The 23,909-nt window shown below is 50.1% G+C and carries 14 protein-coding genes; 11 read left to right on the top strand and 3 right to left on the bottom strand.

Going from position 1 to position 23,909, the window contains the following annotated elements; all coding sequences use genetic code 11:
• Positions 1-226 precede the first annotated feature (226 nt).
• The 6 genes from rclA (at position 227) to GHC22_RS16995 (ending at position 5,264) form a co-directional block, all read left to right on the top strand.
• A complete protein-coding gene (gene rclA / locus GHC22_RS17020; RefSeq protein ID WP_153753598.1) occupies positions 227-1,552 on the top strand; it encodes a reactive chlorine resistance oxidoreductase RclA in 1,326 nt (441 codons plus the stop codon).
• 172 nt (positions 1,553-1,724) lie between these two features.
• Positions 1,725-1,955 carry a reactive chlorine resistance periplasmic protein RclB gene (gene rclB / locus GHC22_RS17015; RefSeq protein WP_063941373.1) on the top strand — a complete coding sequence of 77 codons (231 nt, stop codon included), beginning with the start codon at positions 1,725-1,727 and terminating at the stop codon, positions 1,953-1,955.
• Between the two features lie 11 nt (positions 1,956-1,966).
• Complete coding sequence (rclC, locus tag GHC22_RS17010) at positions 1,967-2,527, top strand: reactive chlorine resistance membrane protein RclC (RefSeq protein WP_008784029.1); 561 nt, start codon at positions 1,967-1,969, stop codon at positions 2,525-2,527.
• A gap of 570 nt (positions 2,528-3,097) precedes the next feature.
• A complete protein-coding gene (locus GHC22_RS17005; protein WP_008784030.1) occupies positions 3,098-3,793 on the top strand; it encodes a flagellar brake protein in 696 nt (231 codons plus the stop codon).
• A gap of 21 nt (positions 3,794-3,814) precedes the next feature.
• Entirely contained in the window at positions 3,815-4,396 is a 582-nt protein-coding gene (locus tag GHC22_RS17000; RefSeq protein WP_194841949.1) for a LuxR family transcriptional regulator, read from the top strand.
• Positions 4,397-4,496: 100 nt separating this feature from the next.
• Complete coding sequence (locus GHC22_RS16995) at positions 4,497-5,264, top strand: bifunctional diguanylate cyclase/phosphodiesterase (protein ID WP_003831149.1); 768 nt, start codon at positions 4,497-4,499, stop codon at positions 5,262-5,264.
• Between the two features lie 144 nt (positions 5,265-5,408).
• Here GHC22_RS16995 and GHC22_RS16990 read toward each other — a convergent pair whose 3' ends face one another.
• The 3 genes from GHC22_RS16990 to GHC22_RS16980 form a co-directional block, all read right to left on the bottom strand.
• A complete protein-coding gene (locus tag GHC22_RS16990; protein WP_153753597.1) occupies positions 5,409-14,729 on the bottom strand; it encodes an autotransporter outer membrane beta-barrel domain-containing protein in 9,321 nt (3,106 codons plus the stop codon).
• A gap of 197 nt (positions 14,730-14,926) precedes the next feature.
• On the bottom strand, positions 14,927-15,505 hold the full coding sequence (locus GHC22_RS16985; RefSeq protein WP_008784033.1) for a LuxR C-terminal-related transcriptional regulator: 579 nt from the start codon (positions 15,503-15,505) through the stop codon (positions 14,927-14,929).
• 617 nt (positions 15,506-16,122) lie between these two features.
• Positions 16,123-17,298 (bottom strand): DnaJ family molecular chaperone, encoded by a 1,176-nt coding sequence (locus GHC22_RS16980; protein ID WP_032942620.1) that lies wholly within the window; start codon positions 17,296-17,298, stop codon positions 16,123-16,125.
• A 299-nt stretch (positions 17,299-17,597) separates the two neighbouring features.
• On the opposite strand from GHC22_RS16980, the gene GHC22_RS16975 reads away from it, so the two are divergent.
• From GHC22_RS16975 to GHC22_RS16955, 5 genes are all read left to right on the top strand, one after another.
• On the top strand, positions 17,598-18,683 hold the full coding sequence (locus tag GHC22_RS16975) for an SMP-30/gluconolactonase/LRE family protein (RefSeq protein WP_153753596.1): 1,086 nt from the start codon (positions 17,598-17,600) through the stop codon (positions 18,681-18,683).
• A 146-nt stretch (positions 18,684-18,829) separates the two neighbouring features.
• A complete protein-coding gene (gene pheP / locus GHC22_RS16970) occupies positions 18,830-20,224 on the top strand; it encodes a phenylalanine transporter (protein ID WP_153753595.1) in 1,395 nt (464 codons plus the stop codon).
• 180 nt (positions 20,225-20,404) lie between these two features.
• Positions 20,405-21,646 carry an MFS transporter gene (locus GHC22_RS16965; protein WP_153753594.1) on the top strand — a complete coding sequence of 414 codons (1,242 nt, stop codon included), beginning with the start codon at positions 20,405-20,407 and terminating at the stop codon, positions 21,644-21,646.
• A gap of 15 nt (positions 21,647-21,661) precedes the next feature.
• Entirely contained in the window at positions 21,662-22,690 is a 1,029-nt protein-coding gene (locus tag GHC22_RS16960) for a sugar phosphate isomerase/epimerase (protein ID WP_057066485.1), read from the top strand.
• The gene (locus GHC22_RS16955; RefSeq protein ID WP_153753593.1) at positions 22,687-23,838 is read left to right on the top strand and encodes a Gfo/Idh/MocA family protein; all 1,152 of its coding nucleotides are present in this window, start codon (positions 22,687-22,689) and stop codon (positions 23,836-23,838) included. The genes GHC22_RS16960 and GHC22_RS16955 overlap by 4 nt, the downstream gene beginning before the upstream one ends.
• Positions 23,839-23,909 lie beyond the last annotated feature (71 nt).

Raw genomic sequence — 23,909 nt, 5'->3', positions numbered from 1 at the left:
AACATTTTTTGTTGTCGTTTATTGAAACGATATTATCTCTTTATTTCATTATTATATTAATACCTTCAAAGTGTTAGTGTAATAATTCATTCTCGAAATGTTAGTCATCTTTAAGGCTAATTTAGACGATCTGACAGTTATCTGCGAGTTGTGGATACATTGTTTCGGCAGAGTTAGAGCTATATTTCAGTTCATCAAACGAACAGTGACTTGGCGGAGAGACAGCATGAATCAGTATCAGGCGATTATTATTGGATTTGGCAAAGCGGGTAAAACGCTGGCGGCAACACTGGCCAAAACGGGTTGGCGGGTAGCGATTATTGAACAGTCAAACACCATGTATGGCGGGACATGCATCAACGTCGGCTGTATCCCAACCAAAACCCTGGTACATGATGCTGAACTTCAGCATGACTTTGCCGAAGCAATGCAACGCAAGGCCTCTGTTGTCAGTTTTCTGCGCGATAAAAATTTCCATAATCTTGCCGATCTGGAAAACGTGGATGTGATTGAAGGTCGTGCTGAATTCGTTGATAACCATACTGTGCGAGTCGTGCAGTCAACAGGCGAGATTGAGCTGAGCGGCGAGAAAATCTTTATTAATACTGGCGCCCAGTCAACGATTCCAAACGTTGAGGGATTAACCACGACACCTGGCGTATTTGACAGCACCGGGCTGTTGAATTTGACGCAACGTCCAGAGCGTCTGGGCATTTTGGGCGGTGGGTATATCGGCGTTGAATTCGCATCGATGTTTGCCAACTTTGGTAGCAAAGTCACTATTTATGAAGCAGCTCCGCAGTTTTTGCCTCGTGAAGACCGGGATATTGCTGACGCTATCGCCAACATTTTACGCGACAAAGGCGTCGAGCTGATCCTCAATGCCAACGTGCAGTCGGTCTCCTCTCATGATGGTGCAGTACAGCTGCACATGCCGGAGGGTGCCCAGACGGTGGATGCGCTGTTGGTAGCATCAGGTCGCAAACCGGCGACAGAAAACCTGCAATTGCAGAAAGCGGGTGTGGATGTAAACGATCGTGGTGCCATTGTTGTGAATAAATATTTGCGTACATCGGCAGATAACATTTGGGCAATGGGCGATGTCACTGGTGGATTACAATTTACCTATATCTCACTGGATGACTTCCGTATTGTGCGTGACAACCTGCTAGGCGAGGGGGTACGTAACACGGGCGATCGCCAAAACGTACCGTATTCCGTCTTTATGACGCCGCCGCTTTCCCGCGTCGGAATGACTGAAGAACAGGCTCGCGCCAGCGGTGCGGCGGTGCAAGTCGTGACGTTGCCGGTAGCGGCTATCCCGCGTGCACGTGTGATGAATGATACGCGTGGTGTTCTTAAAGCGGTGGTGGATAGCGAAACGAAACAAATATTAGGCGTGTCGCTGCTGTGCGCGGATTCTCATGAAATGATTAATATCATCAAGACGGTTATAGATGCGGGGTTACCTTATACCACATTGCGTGACCAGATATTTACCCATCCAAGTATGAGCGAATCATTAAACGATCTCTTTTCTCTCATAAAATAATAATAGCGTAGTCTGCATATTTGCCCCACCCGTGTGGGGCTTTTTTTTATTTGTTTTTTATATTCCTGATACTAATTGACAGTTATTCTGGCGTTACGGATGAAATAAAATAAGGTGGCATGTTTTATTATATTCCCACTGAAATAACTCGTTAATGGAAATAGAAATGAACATGCTTAAAACTACGTTACTAATGACTGCGTTACTGACTGCTCCGGTGACATTTTCCGCGTTAGCGCAAACCGAGGTTGCCCACGTTAGCGTATCAGCCGTGTCTGGCTCTCCTTCCGTGGTGGAAGAAGCCATTGCGAAACTGGCGCAGGAAAAGAATGCGACTTCCTGGAAAATTACCTCAATGCGCATTGATAGCAGCACTCACGCAACGGCAATTTTGTACAAGTGAGGAGAGCCGGGATGGAAAAGTATCTTCGTATATTGGGCAAAGGCGATAGAGTTGGATTAACCTTGATTCGCCTGAGTATCGCGATTGTTTTTATCTGGATTGGTTTATTAAAATTTGTACCTTACGAAGCCGACAGCATTACGCCGTTTGTCGCCAATAGTCCGGTAATGTCATTTTTTTATGAGCATCCAGAAGAATACAAACAACATTTAACCCACGAAGGTGAATTCAAACCGCAGGCTCGTGAATGGCAGACAGCGAATAACACGTATACGTTCTCAAATGGCCTGGGCGTAGTCGAAGTTCTTATCGCTTTGCTGGTGCTGGCTAATCCTGTTAGCCGTTGGTTGGGATTAATTGGCGGCGTTCTGGCATTTGCCACACCAATTGTTACCTTATCATTTTTAATAACCACGCCAGAAGCATGGGTAATGCCTCTGGGTGATTTACACCACGGATTTCCGTACTTGTCAGGCGCCGGGCGGTTGGTGTTAAAAGATACGTTAATGTTGGCGGGAGCAGTGATGATTATCGCAGATTCATCCCGATCAATAATTAAGCAGCGGTATTGAATTTTTAACGTTGTGCCCTCTGTAAGATAGCAAGCCACTATAGTTCGATTCGGTACTTACCGGGCCAGCAGGATGCTGGCTTTTTTTCTGACTTAAGGTAAATTTATTAAGCATATATAAATTGCAATTATTCAATTTAGAAGCATAACGAGTCAGGGCTATATTTTAGTTAATGATAGAGTGCAGTAAACATCTTCTCTTATCCCCCGCGATAGCACGCCAACCCGCATGTTGCGTAGCCCCTCCATCATGATTGCTTTATTTTTTTTCTGTACAATTCTTGCTATTTGTTATCTCAAAACCTCATTTTAAAAATTTTGTTATTCGCTTTTGTTATAGCCAGTACGCAAGTTCGCGTGGTTTTAGGCCTGGCTTGAGCTAGAATTAATCCTGATTAAATGTTTTTACGTATCAATAACTGACTAAAGATAGTTAAAAACTTAATTTTTAACCAACTGTTTGACATGGAATCCACTATGGTAATTAAGCACCAGGGGTGGATGCTGATCTCGCGTTTTGTGAGTAACCAAAGGCGGGACATATCTTAAATATGGAAATAAGGGTTTTAGAATGAGCTTTGGCTTAGCAAAGGAAGACAAGTTTGAAATCATCGCTATCCTTCGTGAAGAGCTTCATAAGAAAACGAAACTGGAAATCCTGTGTGGAGACAGTAGCGTTATCACGCAGTTAGAGAAGATTGATTTCGAACGGTTTGTCATCTCCGGACACGGAGACATTGTTCCTGAAAAGGTCCAATACTTTATCCTGCACAGTGAAAGCGGGATTGTAAAATTTAGTGCCAGGTTCGAACAAACCTCGTCAGCAGGTGCGGAAGCAGGATTATCCTACTTCATCCCGGATATGATTTTCTTTGCCCAGCAGAGACAAAATCAGCGTTTTTCATTCCTGAAGGGTTATGACTTTTTCTGTTTTGGTCGTTACAAAAATGGAGAAAACTACTCTCTCAAGATTAAAAATATCTCGCAGGGTGGTTGTGCGTTAATCGTTAAAGATGTAAACGCCCGTTTTCTTTATAAAGATGCGGTGATTAAAAATGCATCTCTGGATTTCGATACCTTTGGCAGTTTACAACTGGACTTAAAAGTGATCGATGTCGTCCCGATCAATGAATTTGATGAGGATAACCAGTTGTATTCCTGTCATCAGATCTCATGTGAGTTCGACTTTAAAAATCGTCGTGAAGAGACTGAAGTCGAGAAAATCATTATTAAATTTTTAATGAGTAACAAGATTAGAAGCTTATAAGGAACGGTGAACAGGATGTTGATGTGTGGCAGTGATAATTTTGTGGGCAATGGTATGTTTGCCTACCTGACCAGCAAACATGTACCGATACAAACATTCCAGTTTGAGGATATGTTGCATCAGTCATCATTATGCCAGCATCAAACCATGGTTTTTAATATCATTGATAATGAACAAGCGTGTTCAGACATTGTTCAGTTTTTGAATAAAAACCGATTCAAATTTTATAATAACGTCGTGGTGATTGTTGCTGATAGTTTGGTGGCGAAATTATGCGTAGAGTTATTATATGTCGAAAAAACAATAGTTTTGACTGAAAAATCTTCACTGCGCGATTTTGGTCAATTGGCGAAATTATCAGTCGGGAAATGGAACCCCCGACTGTATCGTTCGCAGAAGAGATTAACCGAAAGAGAACAGCAGATCCTGAACTTACTGGTAAGTGGTTATACAGCCAAAGAAATTTCTGAGTTAGTTAGCCTGAACTATAAAACGATTCAGGCACATAAGATGAGAGTCGTCGCCAAACTTGGCCTGACCCATACCTCTGATTTAAATAAGTTAATTGTCAGATTTACCCATCGTATGTCTTTTTTACCCTAACCTGACCATTCTTTTCTGATGTAATACACCTAATAGTAGATACAATTTGGGAGTGATTTTGACTGGTTTTTAATTTTATGATTTGTAGAGGGAGAGGGGAATGTTTAATTCCAATGAGGTGCTAACTGCGCTTGAAAAGGCTTTGAATACCAGTCAACTTTATATGGTTTATCAGCCTATTTTCAATTTGCATGCCCAGCGTATAAGCGGATTTGAAGCATTAATGCGTTGGAATAGTCCTCAGATGGGTATGATCTCTCCCGATGTTTTTATTACCTTACTGGAAGATAGCGGCAATATTATTTCCATTGAAGATATGGTTACTCACTCTCCGTGGGATGTTGCAACTTCCTGGCCTGACCCCATTGTATTATCCGTCAATATTTCCGCGCTTGAATTCTGCGATCCTCTGCTACCCCAACGCGTCAGACAAAATCTTGCCACTTCCGGGCTGCCGGTCCATCGATGCCAAATAGAGGTCACGGAAACGTCACCGCTGTGTGACAGCCAGATTGCGGCTAAAAATATGACGGAATTAAAGGCGATAGGGGTCAAGCTTGCACTTGATGATTTTGGAACCGGCCATGCTAATCTTAATTACCTGTTGAAATATCCTTTTGACACTTTAAAAATTGATAAGGAATTTGTCACCGGTATTGAGCCCGACACCCGATCAACGAAGATTGTTGAGGGTATTATTTCACTGGCGCATAATTTTGGCATTGAAGTTCTTGCCGAAGGGGTGGAAACCCAGTCCCAGCTGGAGCGGTTGATGCAGATTGGTTGTGACAAAATTCAAGGCTTTTTCATTTCTCCCCCGGTACTGGCAGAAGAGATCCCTTCACTCTTAGCACAATATAATCGTTAATCCCTCCTTTTCACGTTTCCCAACCCCTTGGTTGTTCCGCGTTGCTGTTAAGTCTGTAGGCCTGATAAGCGTAGCGCATCAGGCGGCTTTGAACGGCAAAAAAAAGCCCCCTGCAGAACAGGGGGCTGGTGAGTTTATGTCAGCTTAGAACGATTTCTTAAAGCCGATAGAGGCATTGACCGGCGCTTCTACCTGCGATTTACTGCCGCCGTTGCTGAATTGCGTACCCAGCTCACCGTAGACCTGCAGGTTTCTGTCGATGGACCATGACAGGCCGGCTGCAACTTCAGTGCTGGAGTACTGCTGTGAAGATTCCAGCGTGGTGGTGGCTACCGCATTGGTAAAGTGCGTTTTGTCTTTTGAACCCAGACCCTGCCAGACGTTTACCCTGCCATACGGCTGGAATTTGCCATGGTTGGTGTCATAGTCAGCGACCAGACGCACGCCCAGACGCGCGGTAAAGGAATCCGCAGTATCCATTTTCACTTTCGTTGGGGTCACACCATCCAGCGTGCTGTTATCAAAGTCGCTGTACTGGTAGATCAACTGAGCCTGAGGTTCCAGACTCCATGCGCTGGCACCTAAACGGAACGATTTACCTACCTCTGTCGACGCCGTCAGCGTGTTGCCTCTGACCGTATACGAGCCGTTGTTACCGGTCGCCTCCAGGCGGGATTTATGGTTACCGTACTGCAGGACGTTATCAACATACATACCGTCACCCGAGAACCAGGTAGCATAGCCGCCGACGTAAAATGCGTTGTCGTCGATGTTACCGCCTTTGCCATCGCTGCCTGTCTTCGTGCCTTTCACGTTGCTGTCGATATCAAGGATGCTGGTATACATCCCGGCTTTCCAGCTTTCGTTAGCATACATATCAACGCCGACCTGAATGCCCATGGTATGGGAGCTGGTTTGTGTACCGGCCGCGTCATCCAGTTTGGTTTTACCGGAGTAGCCAATCATTCTTGCCCACGCGCGATTGTCTTCATCAATGCCCGGTTTAACCTCGTCACCCATACGTTGGTGCATGTTACCCAACAGGCTAAGATCACCCTGACGTACGACGCTGGCGAGGCCAGAATACAGCATGGTTTCTGGACGGTATTCACTTCTCAGATACCAGTTTTCACCCTGGCCCTGAGCATTACCCGCATGCAGTTGGTACTCAAACGCACCTGCAGCCATACGATCGGCGGCAAGATGGAAGGCATCCCGCGACGTTTGTGCGGTGGTGGTTGCGCCATTGAGCGCTGTCACCACTTCGATACCATCCCCAATGGTCGGCGCGCCGAGACCAGAACCATCGACATCCAGCAGCGTGCTACCGCTGGCTTTACCGCCATCGATAATCAGACGGTCGGCAATGCCTGCGCCGCTACCATTCTGGATAGCCGCCATGTTGATAGTCCCTTTTTCGCCGGTGTAATCCCCTTTGACGGTTAAGGTTGTGCCAGTCTGCTGACCGATGAGCGAGACATCGCCACCGTTGCTCAGGCCCGCTACCGTTTGGTTGTAACCCTGAGTGTTCAACGTGGTGTCTGCGACCACATAGTGGTGCGATGCGCTACTCAGGGTGTTGGCATTACCCGCTTGCAACACGCCGTTGGCGATCAACGTCGCGCCGCTGTAGCTGTTTTCGCCTTGCAGCTCGGTAATGCCGCTACCGGTCTGATGCAACTGGCCTTTACCACTGATATTGCCGGTCAGCGCCAGGGTATCGCCACGATTGACGTTGAGTACGCCGTTATCAACGACATCCCCCTGAATGCTGCCGATATCACCGCCGTTACCCAGCTGTAAAACGCCTTGTTCGATGGTGGTGCCACCGGTGTAGGTGTTATCCAGCGTCAGGGTGAGGGAGCCTTTACCGGTTTTGGTCAGTTGACCGTTACCTTCGACTTCAGTCAGCAGAGAAACGTCATGTCCGTTGGTGTCGAATGTCCCGCCGCCGGATTCCAGCGTCACCTGACGGGCAGTATCAAACGCTTCGCCATACTTCAGCGTACCGCCATTAAAGGTAATTCCCGTATCTGCCGCACCCAGGTTGGTATCGCCCGCTACCTGCAGCGTCCCGGAGGTGATGGTCGTTCCGCCGCTGTAGGTGTTGTCGCCCGTGAGGATGAGGGTACCGAGATCGCCTTTATTCAGGCCGCCGGTACCGCGGATAACGCTGTCGATAGTCGCGGTGTAGTTGGCGCCGTCTACTGTGCCATCGCCAACGCGAATCAGGGTGTTGGCCGTATCGGTGGTAATGGCTTCGCCACCCACGCGATAACCATCGGTGGCGAACTGCGCGCCGCTGATGATGACGTCGCCTTTGCTGTTATCGACGGTCACGTTGCCTGCTTCACCCTGGAAGACGGCAAACGCGGCATCGGTAAACGGTGCGTTCAGCGCGCCTTCCGGCGTTGATTCATCGGTAGTCCAGTTGTCGTTACCCTGGCTGGATTGCCAGATACCGTCGCCGCCGTTGATGACGCCGTTGTTTTTCAGCTCGCCATTCTCACCGCCGGTGCCGTCCCAGAAGCGCAGCGTTAGTCCTGCGTGGTTGACCAGGTTGACCTGATTTTTCACCGATGTCTGCACGTACAGGCTGTCAGCCGCTTCCGGCGCGTTAGCAATATCCATCACATTGTTGGTCAATGTGCCGGTGTAGTTGATGACGCGATAGACGCCGACATCAAAGCTGCCGCCCGGTGAGGTTTCAATGTTGAGCTTACCGTCGAGCGTCAGATCGCCATTTACATCAATCAAGTCGTTGAAAGCACCGCCCGGGGTGTAAGCCTGACCAAACTGATAATCCAGCTGTGCGTTATCACTGAGCGTCAGCGAACCGGTAGTCAGTTTACCCACGCTGTTGATGGCCGCACCTGCGGTAATATGAGCGTCGTCCAGCACATCAACCGCGCCGCCAATAATTCCGTTTCCGCCAAGCGTTGCCCCGGATTTCACCGTCACCTGGCCGGTAGCCGCAGACTGATTACCGTTGACCAGCAGCACGCCTTCATTGACGTCCGTGGTGCCGGTGTAAGTATTGTCGCCGGTCAGCGTTAACGTACCGTCACCGATTTTCACCAGGCTACCGTCGTTGCCGCTGATAATGCCGCTGATGGTGTCATCAAGATGCAGATTACCCAGTGACAGCTCTTTATTGCCCAATTCGACATTACCTGCGCCGGACAACGAGCCGATCGATGTTGCGCTGTCGACTGCGCTGATATCGACCTTACCGCCCGCCAGGTTTTTAACGACGGTATTTTCTGCCATCGCCTGGTCAGCAAAGGTCATCAGTCCGCTGTTGTTCACGGTGGCATTACCGCCGCTGGCGTCTTCTTCCAGCGCCAGAGTACTGTCTTTTGACACGTTAACCGTCGCGTTGCCCGCGGTGGCGTTGTTGGTTAACACCGCTTTCGCCGTGCCCGTCAGGTTCAGCATTGCGCTCGCTGCGGTGACGTTATCTGCCAGCGTTAACAGGCTGTCGGCGATGTTCATGGTCAGGGATTTCAGGCTGGTATCTGTCCCGCTGACATTGAGCGTCGCGCCCTTATTGACATTCACGGTGCTGCTTTCGTTACTGCCAAAGGCTCCGGTTTTGCTGACGTTGACCGTCACATTGTTGGTGTTTCCGGTACCGGCAATTTCTGTGTCGCCTTTGTAGCTGTTTGCGCGGTCGAGCGACAAGGTGCTGCCCGCATCGCTAGAGCTGCTGGTGACTTTCAGTTTACCGTCGCCGGTAATCTCACCGGTTGGCGTGAAGTGGTGCGAATTGAGATCGAACACCGCTGCGTTCTCATTCGCTCCCAGCTCGATGGTGCGATTGCTGGTCAGGTCCGCGCCCAGTTGCAGCGTTGAACCGTTATTGATTGCCAGGTCAGTTCCGCTCTGGCCGAGATTGCTGTCGGAGGAGATCTGCAACGTGCCGCCATCAATGCGCGTGCCGCCGCGATACTCGTTATCGCCGCTGAGGATCAGACGGCCAAGGTCGGTTTTCACCAGCGTCAGCTTGTCAGCAGTACTGGCTTCGCGGATAACAGACTCAATGGTCGCGGTATAGTTTTGCCCCGCGCCACCGGCGCCAACGCGCAGCAGCAGTTCGCCTGTTCCCGGCGTCTGGCCTGCGTGGGTCGCGTTTTCAGTGGTGGCATACGCGTTAAGCGCATCGCCTTTAACGACATAGCCATCGGCATCAAACTGTGCCCCGGAGAAGTTAACTTCTCCCGCGGCGTTGTCCACGGTAACTTTACCGCCTTTGGTGGTGAAGACGGCGAAGGACTTCTGTGCCCAAGGGGCGTTACCTTCACCGGTTGCGGTGGTCCAGTTGTTATCACCCTGGCTGCCGATTGCCATCCATTTGCCATCGCCACCGTCAATTTTGCTGTCGCCTTCAATACCCGACGCGCCGTGGCTCTGATTGACGGTTGCGCCGTCCCAGAACTGCAGGATAACGCCGTTGGCGTTCACCAGGTTGACCTGTTTGTCGATGGAGGTCTGGACAAAAATATTGCTCTTATCCTGACTGTCCGGTATTGCGCCTAATTCCAGCGTCTGGTTATCCAGCGTGCCGCCGTAGTTATAGATACGGTACACGCCCGGTCCGAAGTTACCGCCCTGTGAAGTGGTGACATCCAGAGTCCCGTCCAGTTGCAGATCGCCCGCGACGTTAATCAGATCGTTTAGCGCGCCGCCTGGCGTATAGGCCTGACCCAGTTCGAAAGCGGAAGTCGTTTTGCTGCCAAGCTGCAGATTACCGTTAATGGATAACGTACCCGCACCACCGTCGCCTGCGCTGAGGGTCGTGGCATCGTTCATCAGCACGTTGCCGCCGATAGTGCCATTACCGCCAAGTGTGGACGTGCCGCTAACGGTGGTGGCACCGCGCGCCGCGCTTTGATCGCCATTCACCAGCAGTGTGCCGTTGGTAACGGTGGTGTCGCCGGTGTAGATGTTGTTACCGTTCAGACGGGTAATGCCGCCACCGATTTGCTGCAGCGCGCCAATACCGGAGATCACGCCGTTGAGCCAAACTTTATCAGCTCGATTAACGATGAGTACGCCGTCATCGAGAATATTCGACACGGCGCTGACTTCGCCTGTATTTCCGCCGTCACCCAACTGCAGCGTACCGGTTTGAGCGATAGTGGTAGAGCCGGTGTAGGTATTGTTAGCGGTGAAGATCGTGGTACCGCCCGCCGCACGTTCGAACTTCCCGTCACCGCTGATGATACCGCGATAAATTTGCGCCGCTGAAGCATCACCCTGGGTATCGAAGATAACCCGGCTGCCTGTGCCCTGGGTCGTAACATTGTAATCGCCAATGCTTGCGGCAGTACTGGTCGGCTCGACGTGGTCGCCGGTGCTCAGGGTTGCGCCATTGTTTACGGCAATGGTTTTGCTTGCCAGCGTCAGGTTTTCTACGACCCGGACATCTGCGTTTGAGCCGCTGATGGTCAGCGAATCCCAGCCGGTGCCGATGTTGGTGCCAGTGGTCAGGTTGTCGCTAGCCAGCGTACCAATCTTCGCACCTTTTGTATCGGTGAAGGTGAGGGCGTTGCCGCTACCTGCTTCAGTAGTGATGTGGCGTGTTTTATCCAGCGTCACATTGCCGATGTTGGCTTTATTGTTACCGCCAGTACCGGCGAAATTCACTTCACCCGCATAGGAGCCACTACGCCAGTTAAAGATGTCCGCACCTTCGCCGGTATTGATTACGCCGCTGGTTACACCGCCGCTGATATCAATGGTGTCATTGCCTTTGCCGGACTGAATGGCCACGGCCGTGTCGTTGATGGCCTGCAGGGTTCCCGTGTTGGTAATGGTTTTACTGCTGTCGCCGCTGGCGTCAATAACCGGTGAGGTGGTGCTGGCAGAGATAATCTTGCCGCTGTTGGTCAAGGCGCTGACGTTTTTCGCGATGATCGCCGAACCGCCTGCGTCGTTATGCACGTTAATGTCGGCATTGGTGGTGACATTACCGTTGGTATTAGCGCGGATACCGCTGCCTTCGCTGTTCAGCACCTCAATGGTGTAGCCTTTGCCGATGGTCAGATCGCCCGTCACCGAGCCGCCATTGCGTTGTTCAAAAGCGAAGCCGGTACCTTTCCCGTTAACGTTGAGGATATTGTTCAACCCATCGTTCATGTTCAGCGCCACGCTAGTCCGAATCCCCGGACCATCGTTGGCATTGATGGTCACGTCGTTGAGCGTGATATCGGTGTTGTTGGCATCGTTCTGAATACCTGCACCCGTACCCAATGCGCTGATGGAAACTCCTCTGGCGGTCAAAGAGCCTGCGCCCGCATCCCGACGAATACCGTCTGCTGAACCATTGGTCGTGATGGCATCGCCGGCATCACCGGTAATACTCAGGCTTGCACCATTGGTCAGCAGAACCCCTGCGGTTCCATCATCAACGGCTACCTGGCCTAGTCTTTTTATCTGGGCGCTGGCACCTGAAGCCAGTACGCCAATACCGTTGCTGACATGCAGGGCTCTGGAAGAGTTGTTAGTTAAGCTCCCGCCTTCTTGCACATCAACGCCGATGCTGTTTACGCTGGCCAGATCGATAATCGAGTTGGTGTTGAGGATTAGGTTACCCAGATTCCTCGCAACATAGGCGATAACCTTGTTGCCGCTAGCTTCAGAGGTAATGCTGGCATCAGAGGTGAGGGTAGTCTCCACCGGTTTACCCTGTTCAGAGCCGTTTAAATTATGCGCCTTGCCGTCAACAATCCCGGCAGTGGTTCCTACACCGGTCAAATTGATGATGGTTTTATCGCTAATATTACCGCTTGCACCGCCTTCAATCACAATGGCAGTTGCGCCCATCCCCCCAATGTTGAATGTCGCTTCACCGGTGACAACGTCAGTACCTTTCCCTGTACCCAGTACACCAACAGAGTTGTTACCGCTGAGTGATAGTTTAAGATCGGAGTAAGCTCCGCTCACGGGGTCCTTACTGTTACCGGCAAATTTGGCGCCCTCAGCAACACGGAAGATAGTGGTATTAACCTGACCATTATCATTCATCTCCGTCTTGCCAATGTTAGCGATCGCATTGGCGCCGTATAAAAAATAGCCTATCTGGTCGGTGCTGTTAAATATAGGGCTACTGTCGTTATTGATATTCGCCGTCGCACTGCCACGAACGTGCACCCCGATGTCCCCGGTGCCCTTCAGTGTAATACCGGAAGAGATATCCGCAATCGCCTGCTTTCCAGCTGAGCCTTCAACCCAAATAGCGTAGTTACGCTCGTTGGTACTACCTTCACCGTTAACTGTAATTTGACCGGCCTGGCTGGTGGTGACTTTGGCATCCGAGCTGTCTGCACGAACATGAATGCCAATATTACTTTTGCCGTTAACATTAATCTGGCCGTCATTACGAATAGTTTGACCAGCATTTGCGCCGCTGTTATGCACCGACATCCCGTAGTTTGACAGTCCGGATGTCGCACCATTAACTGAGATTTCGCCGGAGTTGATAACATTCCCGCTCGCACCAGCGACCAGTAAGCCGGCTGCGTTACGTACGCCGGTTCCGAGGGTAATTTTCCCTTCGTTAGTCACAGTCCCTGCGCCGCGCACATGGATACCTGCGCTGAGGTTAGCGCCGCCAGTCAATTCGACATCCTGTGCGGTGTTAGAACCATCACGACCGAGATAAATCGTGGCGTCAGTACTGTTAGTGAAATTGGCATTTTCAGCCACTTCAACGCCATAAGCGGTACCTTTCCCGAAGGAGGCACCGTTGGCGTTGCCGTCCACCACATTGATCGTTTTGTTGTTAACCCCAGTGGAGTCTCCTGACAACAGCATCCCAATGGCCAGCGTAATTGGCGTCGTTACCGTGGTATTGGTATCCCACGGGTTGGCCGCAGAGGCGGTACCATAGTTACCTGTTGTGACAGCCTGGTTTATGATGCCATCGTTGGTGACAGTACTGGCCCCTTTGCCCTGCATACCGATAGCGCCGTAGCTATTTACAGACTGTCGTCCATCTTTATCGATGAACAAACCGGAGTTGATGGTGCCGGTGTTGGTTGCCGTAGCATTTTCCGCCAGCATACCAATCGCCAGACTGTGGCCTGTGGAAGTACGCAGTGCGTTGAGGGAACCCTGGTTCGTAATGACAGCGCCATCTGCGCCTTTCATCACACCATTAATGCTGCCATCTACCGCCAGCACAGAATCTTTGGTCACAGTGCCGGTCGCGCCCGCGCCATGCGCGTAAACGGCGTGCAGCTCGGTATTACCGATCGTGGCATTATTGGTATGGCTTTTACCATCCTTCCAGACCTGGTATTGCCAATCAACCGAGCCGGTTACGGTATCGGATTGTAAAACGCTGCTAATCAGATCCGCATACCAGTCTTCAACGTCTTTGAGCGACATCGTGCCGCGATTGGCATCCAGCATCAGCTGTAGTTGACTGACCTTTTGCCCCTGCGAATTTAAAACCGTTGCATCACTTTCGCCCAGCAGCCAGTCGTTAAGATCGCCCAGTTCTTGAGTATTGGTGATATCAAACTCCTGAGTGCCGGTTTTCACTGCATCACCGTTGCTATCGTATCCGTAGGTATCGATAGTCAATACTTTGCCGAACTGGTCCATTGTCTGAGAACCGTTAAAGGTTTCGTTCGGGACGACGGGAGCGGCGCCAAAAGAGATGTAGTTATCGGAAATCCAGTTAACCTTGCTGCCTGTACCGCTGGCTTCAAGCAAGGCGCTATTTTTGGCAAGGAGTTTGATGGTGTTTTCTGCATCGCGGGCATTTTTCTGATCGTTACCAATGTTCAGATTGGCCGTCGAACCGTTGCTGGCCTGCGCAATGCCAAAGTTGTTGTAGATTTTAGAAAGGGTTGAGTCATAGGTATTTAACGTTATGCCATCTAACGGAGTTTCGGTCAGATAACGAACCAGTTCATCGGTGTTGTAGACCTGCATAGCCGCCGGGGTTTCTAATGCAGGATCGATGATGGGAATTTCTTTATCTTGCGTAGGTGTCGTTGTTGGCTGGTTGAAGTAATACTTTTTCAGATCTTCAACTTCGGTAATCGGGGTGCTAACGCCCCCAATGTTCGCTGTGAGCGTAATCTTCTTTTGATCTAGCAACTGCTCAATAGTCGCTGATTCGACCAGTCCGGTTTGGCCTTGTTCAATTTGCGGCAATGCGCCAGTGACGTTTAACACTGCACCGTTAGTGGTGTTCTGGTAGAGGAAGCCATCATTGTGGATGTTGTCCTTCGTGCCCGGTTGAATAACAATATTGTTATAATCAACGGAAATATCATGATCGCCAGTATTATCCGCCATAACAAGCGGAGAGGTGCTGAGTAATGCCGTTGCTGCTAATACCGCAACCGTTTTACGCGAGCTGCTTTTTTTCTTTCCTTTGGTTAATTCAGAAACGACCACCCAGATACCGAGCGCCGCGTTCCAAATAATGCTGTAAACTTTGTTCATATATAACCCTCGTCTACATTCCTGTTATGCATGTGTTAATACATTGAGTTGTTGGCTATGGTTGGCACGCGGATGTGCTACCCGGTAATAGATTTTTGGGAATAGGGTTTCCTTCCGTGCGATGCGGAATTAAAAAGCGAGTCGAAAGAAAACTTTTTTTAAATAATAACCGTGATAATTGTCCTTAAATAAGTCAGTTACGGCTGGCTATAGTGAGAAATGGTGTACTTGAGCCGGGTGTTATTTTTGCCGAGTTTTCTGGCAATATTGCTTTTGTACGCCCCGATGGTTTTTTCACTTTTTTGTGATGCCCCGGCGATTTGTGTCAGTGACCATCCTCGGGCAAGCATCATCATTACGTTGAATTCGTTTGCTGTGATCTTGTTGTGTAATGCTTTGATATTTTGTTGGTTATTGTTTTTTGTGATACGTGTAACGGCATGGTGTAGCCGATCAAGACTGGCATCTTGATCAAGAAACAGCATGTTCTTCCCACAAACGGTTTGAAAAAGAGTAAAAGTAGCTTCATCTGCCAAAACAATAATTTTGGTGACAGGTCGTAAAGCCATGTTGCGGATAATCCTGGCATATTTTAAAAAATCTGATTTGTCAGGATTAATGATGATGCAATCCGTTTCATAAGGAAGCATTTTGACAGCAGAGAGCGTCTGGGAGGAGTAATACGCGATATCAATATATAATGATGAGCCACGTAGGATTTCTCGCATGCCTAGCCAAGGGTAAATTGAGTCACCCAAAAAAATAGCCTTTGACATAACGATCTCCTTGAAATTTTGGTGCAAGCAGCCGCCTCTTTTTGTAGGTTAAAAAAGAGTTTCTTGCGACGCGTGAAATGTTAATTAAATCTCGTATTACGTTCTGTGCTGTGAACGTATCCTTATTAATTCCAGATTAAACAGATATTCTCTGTATTTATTAGAATCATTAACTATTCTTAAAGTAGATATTACACTTTGTTAAAATTTAAGATAAATCGTTTATTTCAGCTCTGCGTAAATGATTGATAGATTTCGCTTATGAATCGCATGAATAATGATTGAGTGGTTTCTATAAAGACAGGGTATTCCAATCTGTTTTGGAGGGGATTTATATGAAAAACATTATATTTCAGATGGATACCCGTTTTTCTTAATGGGCTTACTGGTTGGTAGGAGAATTCTTAATCAAGACCAGGACAAAGAGAAGGCGCGTCGAGGGGAAGAGAGAAATATCGCTAAATTTGCAGTTATCGACCTGAAACTCGAGTATTCAGGTTGATAATTCTTAGTGTTGTGAATTTTTTAGGGAATTATCCTATTTTTGGCTTTTTGTGCTTAATTTTAAAAACTCACTTGAAGAGGTTATTTTTTCTGATTGCTATTGCTGATAGGGCTTAGCCCGCCAACAGTTCCTGTTCAACCTGATGCACCTGCTGTTCCAGCGTATTGCGGATTTCCGTAAGCGCCCGTTGTTGATCGGAGAAGTAGGCTTCTTTATCAGTCACGGAGGTGGCAAGCCGCCAGGCGTTCTCGGCTTCCAGTTCGGTAATCTCTTTGAGCAGCGCGTTAATTTGTTCTCTGAGCTGCTGTATTTTGCTGCGTAAATGCTGCAAATCGTTCAATCGGTCACTCGCCATCATCGGTTCGAGGCCGCTTTGCAATTGAGTCAGTAGCGCCCGGACGGCAGCAAGATCGGCATTTTGGCGCGCCTGGTTTAGCTGTACCATCATCTGATGCGCTTTCTCTTTCAGATCATCGGCTACCACGTCCGGGTGGCAAAGACGGCTTGCCTGACGCCACAGGCGTTTTAACTCATTACGTTCATCAGAGGAAAGCCGCTGGTCACGGCTAAAACGATGCTGTGCATCCTGCTGCTGCTCCTGATATTCATCATATTCATGGCTGGCCTCTTCCTGTGCCTGACGGGTTGCGCTGTCGTCCTGGCGAGAAAAGTCGTTTTCCAGCTCACGAATCTCCGCCAGCAGGGCGGTAATCAGTTCAGTTTGCTGCTGAATGCGTTGGCGTGTTTCCACCGATTCGCGCGAATCTGAATTCTGGTTCATCCAGTGCTGCTTGAGCCTGGCCAGTTGATCAACAGCCTGGGAAATATAGTGCTGACAGGATTGATAGTCTTTTTCCCGGCGTTTTCGCTCCGCTTCCTGTTTGCGCTGGGCACTAGCGGCGAGCTGTTTACGCAGTTCGAGAATGCGGCTCATCAGCGGTCCAAGACGAAGGTGATACAGATCGTTGAAATCATCGAGGATTTGAATGCGCGTGTTACGCTTATCGATCAGGTCACGCAGCTGAGTTTCGAGTGCTTTGAGTTCCAGCTTACTGGCGGCAATGGCGGGATCCTGCCACGTAGAGACTGCCCGTTGAGATTGCAGCCAGGCCGAGATTTCACGCAGGGCATCACCAAAGCGTCGTTCTTCGATCGCCTGCACAATGGTGCCAGGTACGACTGACAAAGGCTCATTTTTAAGATGCGCCACCTGCTGGAAAATAATCTCCTCATCTTCCAGTTCAATAGCGCTTTTGACGATTTCCAGTCGTTTGATGATCTTATTCATGACAGTCGTTGCCTGGCCTGGCTAAAAAACGAGTGGCTGAAGTACAACAGGTTCACCCGTTTGAAAATGTTAGAAAAACAGTAAAGCGCATTCTGTGGCCTGCGATGCCTTTTCGTCCAGAATAATTCACTGTAATTATGAAAAACCGGAAGTCGCGCGCACCTGTCTGCATCTTCAAACCTCTGTTTCATGTTTTTTACTCTCGGGTAATTATTCTTGATTCAGTAAAGATAATGCGTATAGTTCTCATTCTCTTTTGTTATTAACTCCCTGTATTACTTCTGGTAAGGATCCCGACAATGAAAAAAACAACATCCGCGCTGGCATTGCTGATTGCTGCGGCGTTAAGCGGTTGTGCGGCGCATACCACACCAGCCAGCAACGCCAGCGTTACGGAAAAAACAGCGCAACCTGCCGTCAGTGATATGCAACAACGCGCGCTGGCGGATGGGTTATATGAAATGGCGCTTAGCCCGGTAGGGGATGCGTTGTACGTTGCCAGCGCCGAAGGATTTAAAGATGTGCAGGGCGGCGTGGTTTACAAGCTGGATCCAAAAACGCTTAAAACGCTCGGCTTGAGTCATACCGATATGAAAAACTTTGGTATGGCTATCTCGCCGGACGGTAAAACAGTGTATGTCACCAACTCACTGGATGGTGGCCTGAGCGCGCTGAATACCGCTGACGGCAAAGTGAAAAATCGCGTACTGTTCCCGGAACGTAACCCAGAAGGTTTCCCGTATGGTGCGCGCCAGGTGCTGCTGCATAACGGTTTGCTCTATATTGGTGCCGTGGCGGATCCAGCGGTGATTTGGGTGGTTGACGCTGAAACCCTGAAGCTAAAAACCCGCATTAAAAATACGGGTAAATGGATGACCGGACTGCATTATTCAGAAGTGACGCAGCGAATTTATGCAGCTAACGGCGGCGGTGAAATTCTTGTTATCAACCCGCGTAATCAGCGCGTAGAAAAACGCTGGCAACCGCTGGGAGAACAACCTGCGCTGTTGCTGAATATGGCGGAGGACGCACAAACGGGTCGCCTGTTTGTCACCGACAACTCGAAAGCGAAGACTACCCTGGTGCTGGATATCCATACCGGTAAGCTACTGAAAAAATTGGATGTGGGTGATTCGCTAGCGGTGAAATTTAACGCAAAACGCAACGAAATCTATATTACCCAGCGTGATTCAGGGAAATTGCTCAGCCTGAATGCGACCGATTACAGCGTGAAGAAAAGCTGGGATTTACCACCAAACCCTAACAGCTTGCTGCTCTCGGCGGATGGGCAAACCCTGTTTGTCACCGTGAAACAGAAATTTAATAAAGACCACTCTACATCTGCGCCAGATAACGTGGTACGTATTGACCTGAATAAACAATAACAGCTCGCCTTCTTTCTATTGTTTTTCTCCCGAGCCTCGGTGCGTTGGGCAAGGAAGCCCGGCGTATCCAATCGATTGCGCCTTGCGACAACCAGGTTGAAATGTTAAAAGAAGCCCCTTCAATAAAAACCACACAGGGGAAGGGCGTGAAAAACGCGTCAACTGCATCTGACACCAGCGTGTCTGATGCCGCGTCGACGAACGAGCCGACGCTTCAACGAGGGTTGCAAAACCGCCATATTCAGTTAATTGCGCTGGGCGGCGCAATTGGTACCGGCCTGTTTTTGGGCATTGGCCCGGCTATTCAGATGGCGGGACCTGCGGTGTTACTGGGTTACGGCGTTGCCGGGATCATCGCTTTTTTGATTATGCGTCAACTGGGCGAAATGGTGGTCGAAGAACCCGTTTCCGGATCGTTTGCCCATTTTGCCTATAAATACTGGGGACCGTTCGCGGGTTTTCTGTCCGGCTGGAACTACTGGGTGATGTTTGTGCTGGTCGGCATGGCAGAACTGACAGCGGCAGGGATCTACATGCAGTACTGGTTGCCCGATGTTCCAACCTGGATTTGGGCCGCGGCATTCTTCGTGATCATCAACGCCGTCAATCTGGTCAACGTACGTCTGTATGGCGAAACGGAATTCTGGTTTGCGCTGATTAAAGTACTGGCCATTATCGGCATGATTGGTTTTGGCGTGTGGATGCTGTTTTCCGGTAACGGCGGGGAACATGCAAGCATCGATAACTTGTGGCGTTACAACGGCTTTTTTGCTACCGGCTGGAACGGATTAATTCTGTCGCTGGCAGTGATTATGTTCTCCTTTGGTGGGCTGGAGCTTATCGGGATTACTGCCGCGGAAGCGCAGGATCCGCAGAAAAGCATTCCAAAGGCGGTAAACCAGGTGGTGTACCGTATTCTGCTGTTTTATATCGGTTCTCTGGTGGTGCTGTTGGCGCTGTACCCGTGGGTGGAAGTGAAATCCAACAGCAGCCCGTTCGTAATGATTTTCCATAATCTCGACAGCAACGTAGTGGCTTCTGCACTGAACTTTGTCATCCTGGTGGCTTCACTGTCGGTGTATAACAGTGGCGTCTACTCTAACAGCCGCATGCTGTTTGGTCTTTCGGTTCAGGGTAACGCGCCGAAGTTCTTAACCCGCGTCAGCCGTCGCGGCGTACCGGTGAACTCACTGATCCTTTCCGGTGCTATTACGTCGCTGGTGGTACTCATCAACTATGTGCTGCCGCAAAAGGCCTTTAGCTTGCTGATGGCGCTGGTGGTGGTGACGCTGCTGCTGAACTGGATTATGATCTGCCTGGCACATCTGCGATTCCGGGCGGCGATGCGTCGTAAGGGACGTGACACGCAGTTTAAAGCGCTGCTGTATCCGGCAGGGAACTACCTGTGTATTGCTTTCCTTGGCATGATTCTGGTGCTGATGTGTACGATGGATGAGATGCGCCTGTCAGCTATCCTGCTACCGGTGTGGATCCTGTTCCTGTTTGTTGCCTTCAAACTGCTGCGTCGTAAGTCCCGCTAAGTTTCTACCGATCTTGTTATTACCGATCCCATCGTCAGGATGGGATCGGATCCTCACTCAACGTTTATCGTGACCGTTCTCGCAATTTTGCTGCTGTTGACAGGATCTTTGTTTTGTAATCGATTACTTTTCTATTGAATCTATTTTGTAATCGATTACTTTTTAAGGATGGGGCAAAAAATGGTGTCAACAACCGAAAGTAGTGGAAAACAGAGCGTACAGTACCGGCTGCTGGTACCCCGGCTGTCGCTAATGATGTTCTTACAGTTCTTTATCTGGGGAAGTTGGTCCGTCACGCTGGGGCTGGTGATGAGCCAGCACAACATGTCGCTGTTGATTGGCGATGCGTTTTCAGCCGGGCCCATTGCCTCTATTCTGTCGCCATTCGTCTTAGGGATGCTGGTAGACCGCTTTTTTGCCTCGCAAAAGGTGATGGCGGTGATGCACCTTGCTGGCGCGGCAATCCTGTGGTTTGTTCCGCAGGCATTGGTGGCGCAAAACGGTGCACTGTTGATTGGTCTGCTGTTTGGCTACACGTTGTGCTACATGCCAACGCTGGCGCTTACCAACAATATTGCTTTTCATAGCTTGTCGGATAAAGACAAAACTTTCCCGGTGGTGCGGGTGTTTGGCACCATTGGCTGGATTGTCGCGGGGATCTTTATCGGTGTAACCGGGATTTCGGACACCACCGGCATCTTTACGCTGGCGGCGATTATCTCTGTGGTTCTGGCGCTCTACAGCCTGACGCTGCCCAACACGCCAGCACCGGCGAAAGGACTGCCGGTAAAAGTTCGCGATCTGTTTTGTGCGGATGCTTTTGCTTTACTCAAGGTCCGTCACTTTTTTGTCTTCTCGCTCTGCGCGACGCTTATCTCTGTACCGTTGGGAACCTATTACGCGTATACCGCGTCGTTTCTTGCTGATGCGGGCGTCGGCGACGTCAGTACGGCGATGTCGTTTGGTCAGATGTCTGAAATATTCTTCATGCTGGTGATCCCGTTCCTGTTCAGACGTTTGGGCGTGAAATACATGCTGTTAATCGGGATGTGCGCCTGGTTCGTGCGTTATGCCTTCTTTGCCCTCGGCATCAGCGAAGAGGGCCGATTCCTGCTGTATCTCGGCATTCTGCTGCACGGCGTGTGCTACGACTTCTTCTTCGTAGTCGGCTTTATTTACACCGATCGTATCGCCGGGGAAAAAGTAAAAGGTCAGGCGCAAAGCATGATCGTCATGTTTACCTATGGGATCGGTATGCTGCTGGGCTCGCAAATTTCAGGCGCACTTTACAACCGGCTGGTGGCGGGGCAAACCGTGCCTCAGGCGTGGACCACATTTTGGTGGATCCCGGCAGTCGCTGCCGCAGTGATTGCCCTGATTTTCCTTTTCTCTTTCAAGTATGACGACAAAGAGCAGGCGTAATTTTCAGGAGGGGTTATGAAAACCATCAAGGGGCCAGGCATTTTTCTGGCGCAATTTATTGGGGATCGCCCGCCATTTAACACCCTGGAAGGCGTGGCAAAATGGGCGGCGGAGCTGGGCTATAAGGCATTACAAATCCCGTGTAATCACAAGTCGCTGTTTGATGTCGAACAAGCTGCTGTAAGTCAGGCCTATTGTGATGATATTCGCGGGATGCTGGCCGGATATGGGTTAGTGATTAGCGAATTATCTACCCATCTTGAAGGTCAACTGGTTGCCGTCCATCCGGCTTACGATGACGCTTTTGACGGATTTGCTCCGCCGTCTGTACGCGCTAATCCGCAGGCCAGACAGGCGTGGGCCATCGAAACCCTACACCAGGCCGCTGCGGCTTCGCAAAGACTGGGGCTGACGGCACATGCCACGTTTTCAGGTTCGCTCGCCTGGCCTTTCTTTTATCCGTGGCCACCGCATAATCGTCAGCGCTTTGAAGAGGCTTTTCTGGAGCTGGCGCGCCGCTGGAGACCGATACTCGATCGCTTTGATCACCATGGGGTGGATGTTTGCTTTGAGATCCATCCCGGCGAAGATCTGCACGATGGCATGACGTTCGAGCGTTTTCTTGCGCTGGTTGATAATCATCCTCGCTGCAACATTCTCTATGACCCGAGCCATCTGTTATTGCAGCAGATGGATTATCTTGGGTTTATCGATGTCTATCACTCGCGTATTAAAGCGTTCCACGTCAAGGACGCTGAGTACCATGCCAGTAGCCGCAGCGGTGTCTATGGCGGTTATCAGCCGTGGCTCGATCGCGCCGGGCGCTTCCGTTCTTTGGGGGACGGGCAGGTCGATTTCAAAACGATCTTCAGCAAGCTCACACAATATGATTTCCCTGGCTGGGCGGTGCTGGAATGGGAGTGTTGCCTGAAAGACGCGCAAACCGGGGCGCGTGAGGGGAGTGATTTTATACGGCGCCATATTATTCCGGTTTCTGCACGTGCATTTGATGATTTCGCCGCTGGCGATGAGGTACGCAAATGATACAGGTTGGCATTATTGGCAGCGGATTTATTGGGCCTGCACATATTGAGGCGTTGCGTCGACTCGGCGGTGTGAACGTGGTGGCGCTCTGTGATAGCTCACTGGCGGTTGCCCAGGAACGCGCAGATGCTCTTCATATTCCTCATGCCTACGGCAGCGTTGAAGCGCTGCTGGCGCATCCCGGACTGCAGGTAGTGCATAACTGTACACCGAATCATCTGCATGCCGACATCAATCGGCAGATTTTACGCGCGGGTCTGCACGTGTTTTCAGAAAAGCCGCTGTGTATGACGCCGGATGAGGCTCGTGAACTGGAAACGCTGGCACAGCAGGCTGGAGTGGTGCACGGCGTGAGCTTTGTCTATCGCCAGTTTGCAATGGTGCAGCAGGCGGCCAGTATGGTCAGAAGCGGCAGCGTGGGCAGTCTGTTTGCCGTACAGGGGAGCTATCTGCAGGACTGGATGCTGCTGGAGACTGACTACAACTGGCGGGTCGATGCCGCACAGGGCGGCGATTCACGGGCGGTAGCGGATATCGGTTCGCACTGGTGTGATACGGTGCAATTCGTGACTGGAAAACGTATTGTCGAGGTGATGGCCGATTTGGCTATCGTCTGGCCGGTACGTAAAGCCAGCATTGCCAGTAACGCCACGTTTGGCCAGCAAACGGCTGATGTGCAATTTGAGGATAAAGCGGTTACGACAGAAGATCGTGGATCGGTGCTGGTACGTTTTGATGATGGCAGCAAAGGCTGCTTTAGCGTTTCGCAGGTGAGTGCCGGGCGCAAGAATCACCTGAGCTTTGAAATTAACGGTAGCCACTGTTCACTGCACTGGGATCAGGAAACGCCGCAACAGCTTTGGGTCGGGCACCGTCAGCAGGCGAACCAGATCCTGACGGACGACCCTGGATTGATGAATGCTGATGTAGCTGCCAGTGCGCACTTTCCGGGGGGGCATATTGAAGGCTGGCCGGATGCGTTCAAGAATATGATGCAGCAGTTTTATCAGGCTGTGTTGGCAGGCAAAATGCCCGCAACGGCGGAGCGTCGATTTGCGTCTTTTTCTGATGGTGCGGATGTGATGTATATTATTGATGCAATTATAAAAAGCCATCAGCAGCAGCGTTGGATATCAGTACAGCGCTAAACACACATCCGGTTCGCCAGTCGGTGATTTTATGGTAGCCTCAACGCAAAGCGTAAACCGCAGGATGTGTC

The sequence above is a fragment of the Citrobacter sp. H12-3-2 genome, assembly GCF_009649895.1.
Lineage (GTDB): Bacteria > Pseudomonadota > Gammaproteobacteria > Enterobacterales > Enterobacteriaceae > Citrobacter > Citrobacter portucalensis.
Note: the sequence above shows the minus strand (reverse complement) of the source record. Positions and strands in the feature narration are given on the sequence as shown.

What these genes read in the sequence shown, in the direction of transcription:
- rclA (WP_153753598.1), top strand. Translation starts at nt 227, where the DNA reads ATGAATCAGTATCAGGCGATTATTATTGGATTTGGCAAAGCGGGTAAA.
- rclB (WP_063941373.1), top strand. Translation starts at nt 1,725, where the DNA reads ATGCTTAAAACTACGTTACTAATGACTGCGTTACTGACTGCTCCGGTG.
- rclC (WP_008784029.1), top strand. Translation starts at nt 1,967, where the DNA reads ATGGAAAAGTATCTTCGTATATTGGGCAAAGGCGATAGAGTTGGATTA.
- GHC22_RS17005 (WP_008784030.1), top strand. Translation starts at nt 3,098, where the DNA reads ATGAGCTTTGGCTTAGCAAAGGAAGACAAGTTTGAAATCATCGCTATC.
- GHC22_RS17000 (WP_194841949.1), top strand. Translation starts at nt 3,815, where the DNA reads ATGTGTGGCAGTGATAATTTTGTGGGCAATGGTATGTTTGCCTACCTG.
- GHC22_RS16995 (WP_003831149.1), top strand. Translation starts at nt 4,497, where the DNA reads ATGTTTAATTCCAATGAGGTGCTAACTGCGCTTGAAAAGGCTTTGAAT.
- GHC22_RS16990 (WP_153753597.1), bottom strand. Translation starts at nt 14,729, where the DNA reads ATGAACAAAGTTTACAGCATTATTTGGAACGCGGCGCTCGGTATCTGG.
- GHC22_RS16985 (WP_008784033.1), bottom strand. Translation starts at nt 15,505, where the DNA reads ATGTCAAAGGCTATTTTTTTGGGTGACTCAATTTACCCTTGGCTAGGC.
- GHC22_RS16980 (WP_032942620.1), bottom strand. Translation starts at nt 17,298, where the DNA reads ATGAATAAGATCATCAAACGACTGGAAATCGTCAAAAGCGCTATTGAA.
- GHC22_RS16975 (WP_153753596.1), top strand. Translation starts at nt 17,598, where the DNA reads ATGAAAAAAACAACATCCGCGCTGGCATTGCTGATTGCTGCGGCGTTA.
- GHC22_RS16965 (WP_153753594.1), top strand. Translation starts at nt 20,405, where the DNA reads ATGGTGTCAACAACCGAAAGTAGTGGAAAACAGAGCGTACAGTACCGG.
- GHC22_RS16960 (WP_057066485.1), top strand. Translation starts at nt 21,662, where the DNA reads ATGAAAACCATCAAGGGGCCAGGCATTTTTCTGGCGCAATTTATTGGG.
- GHC22_RS16955 (WP_153753593.1), top strand. Translation starts at nt 22,687, where the DNA reads ATGATACAGGTTGGCATTATTGGCAGCGGATTTATTGGGCCTGCACAT.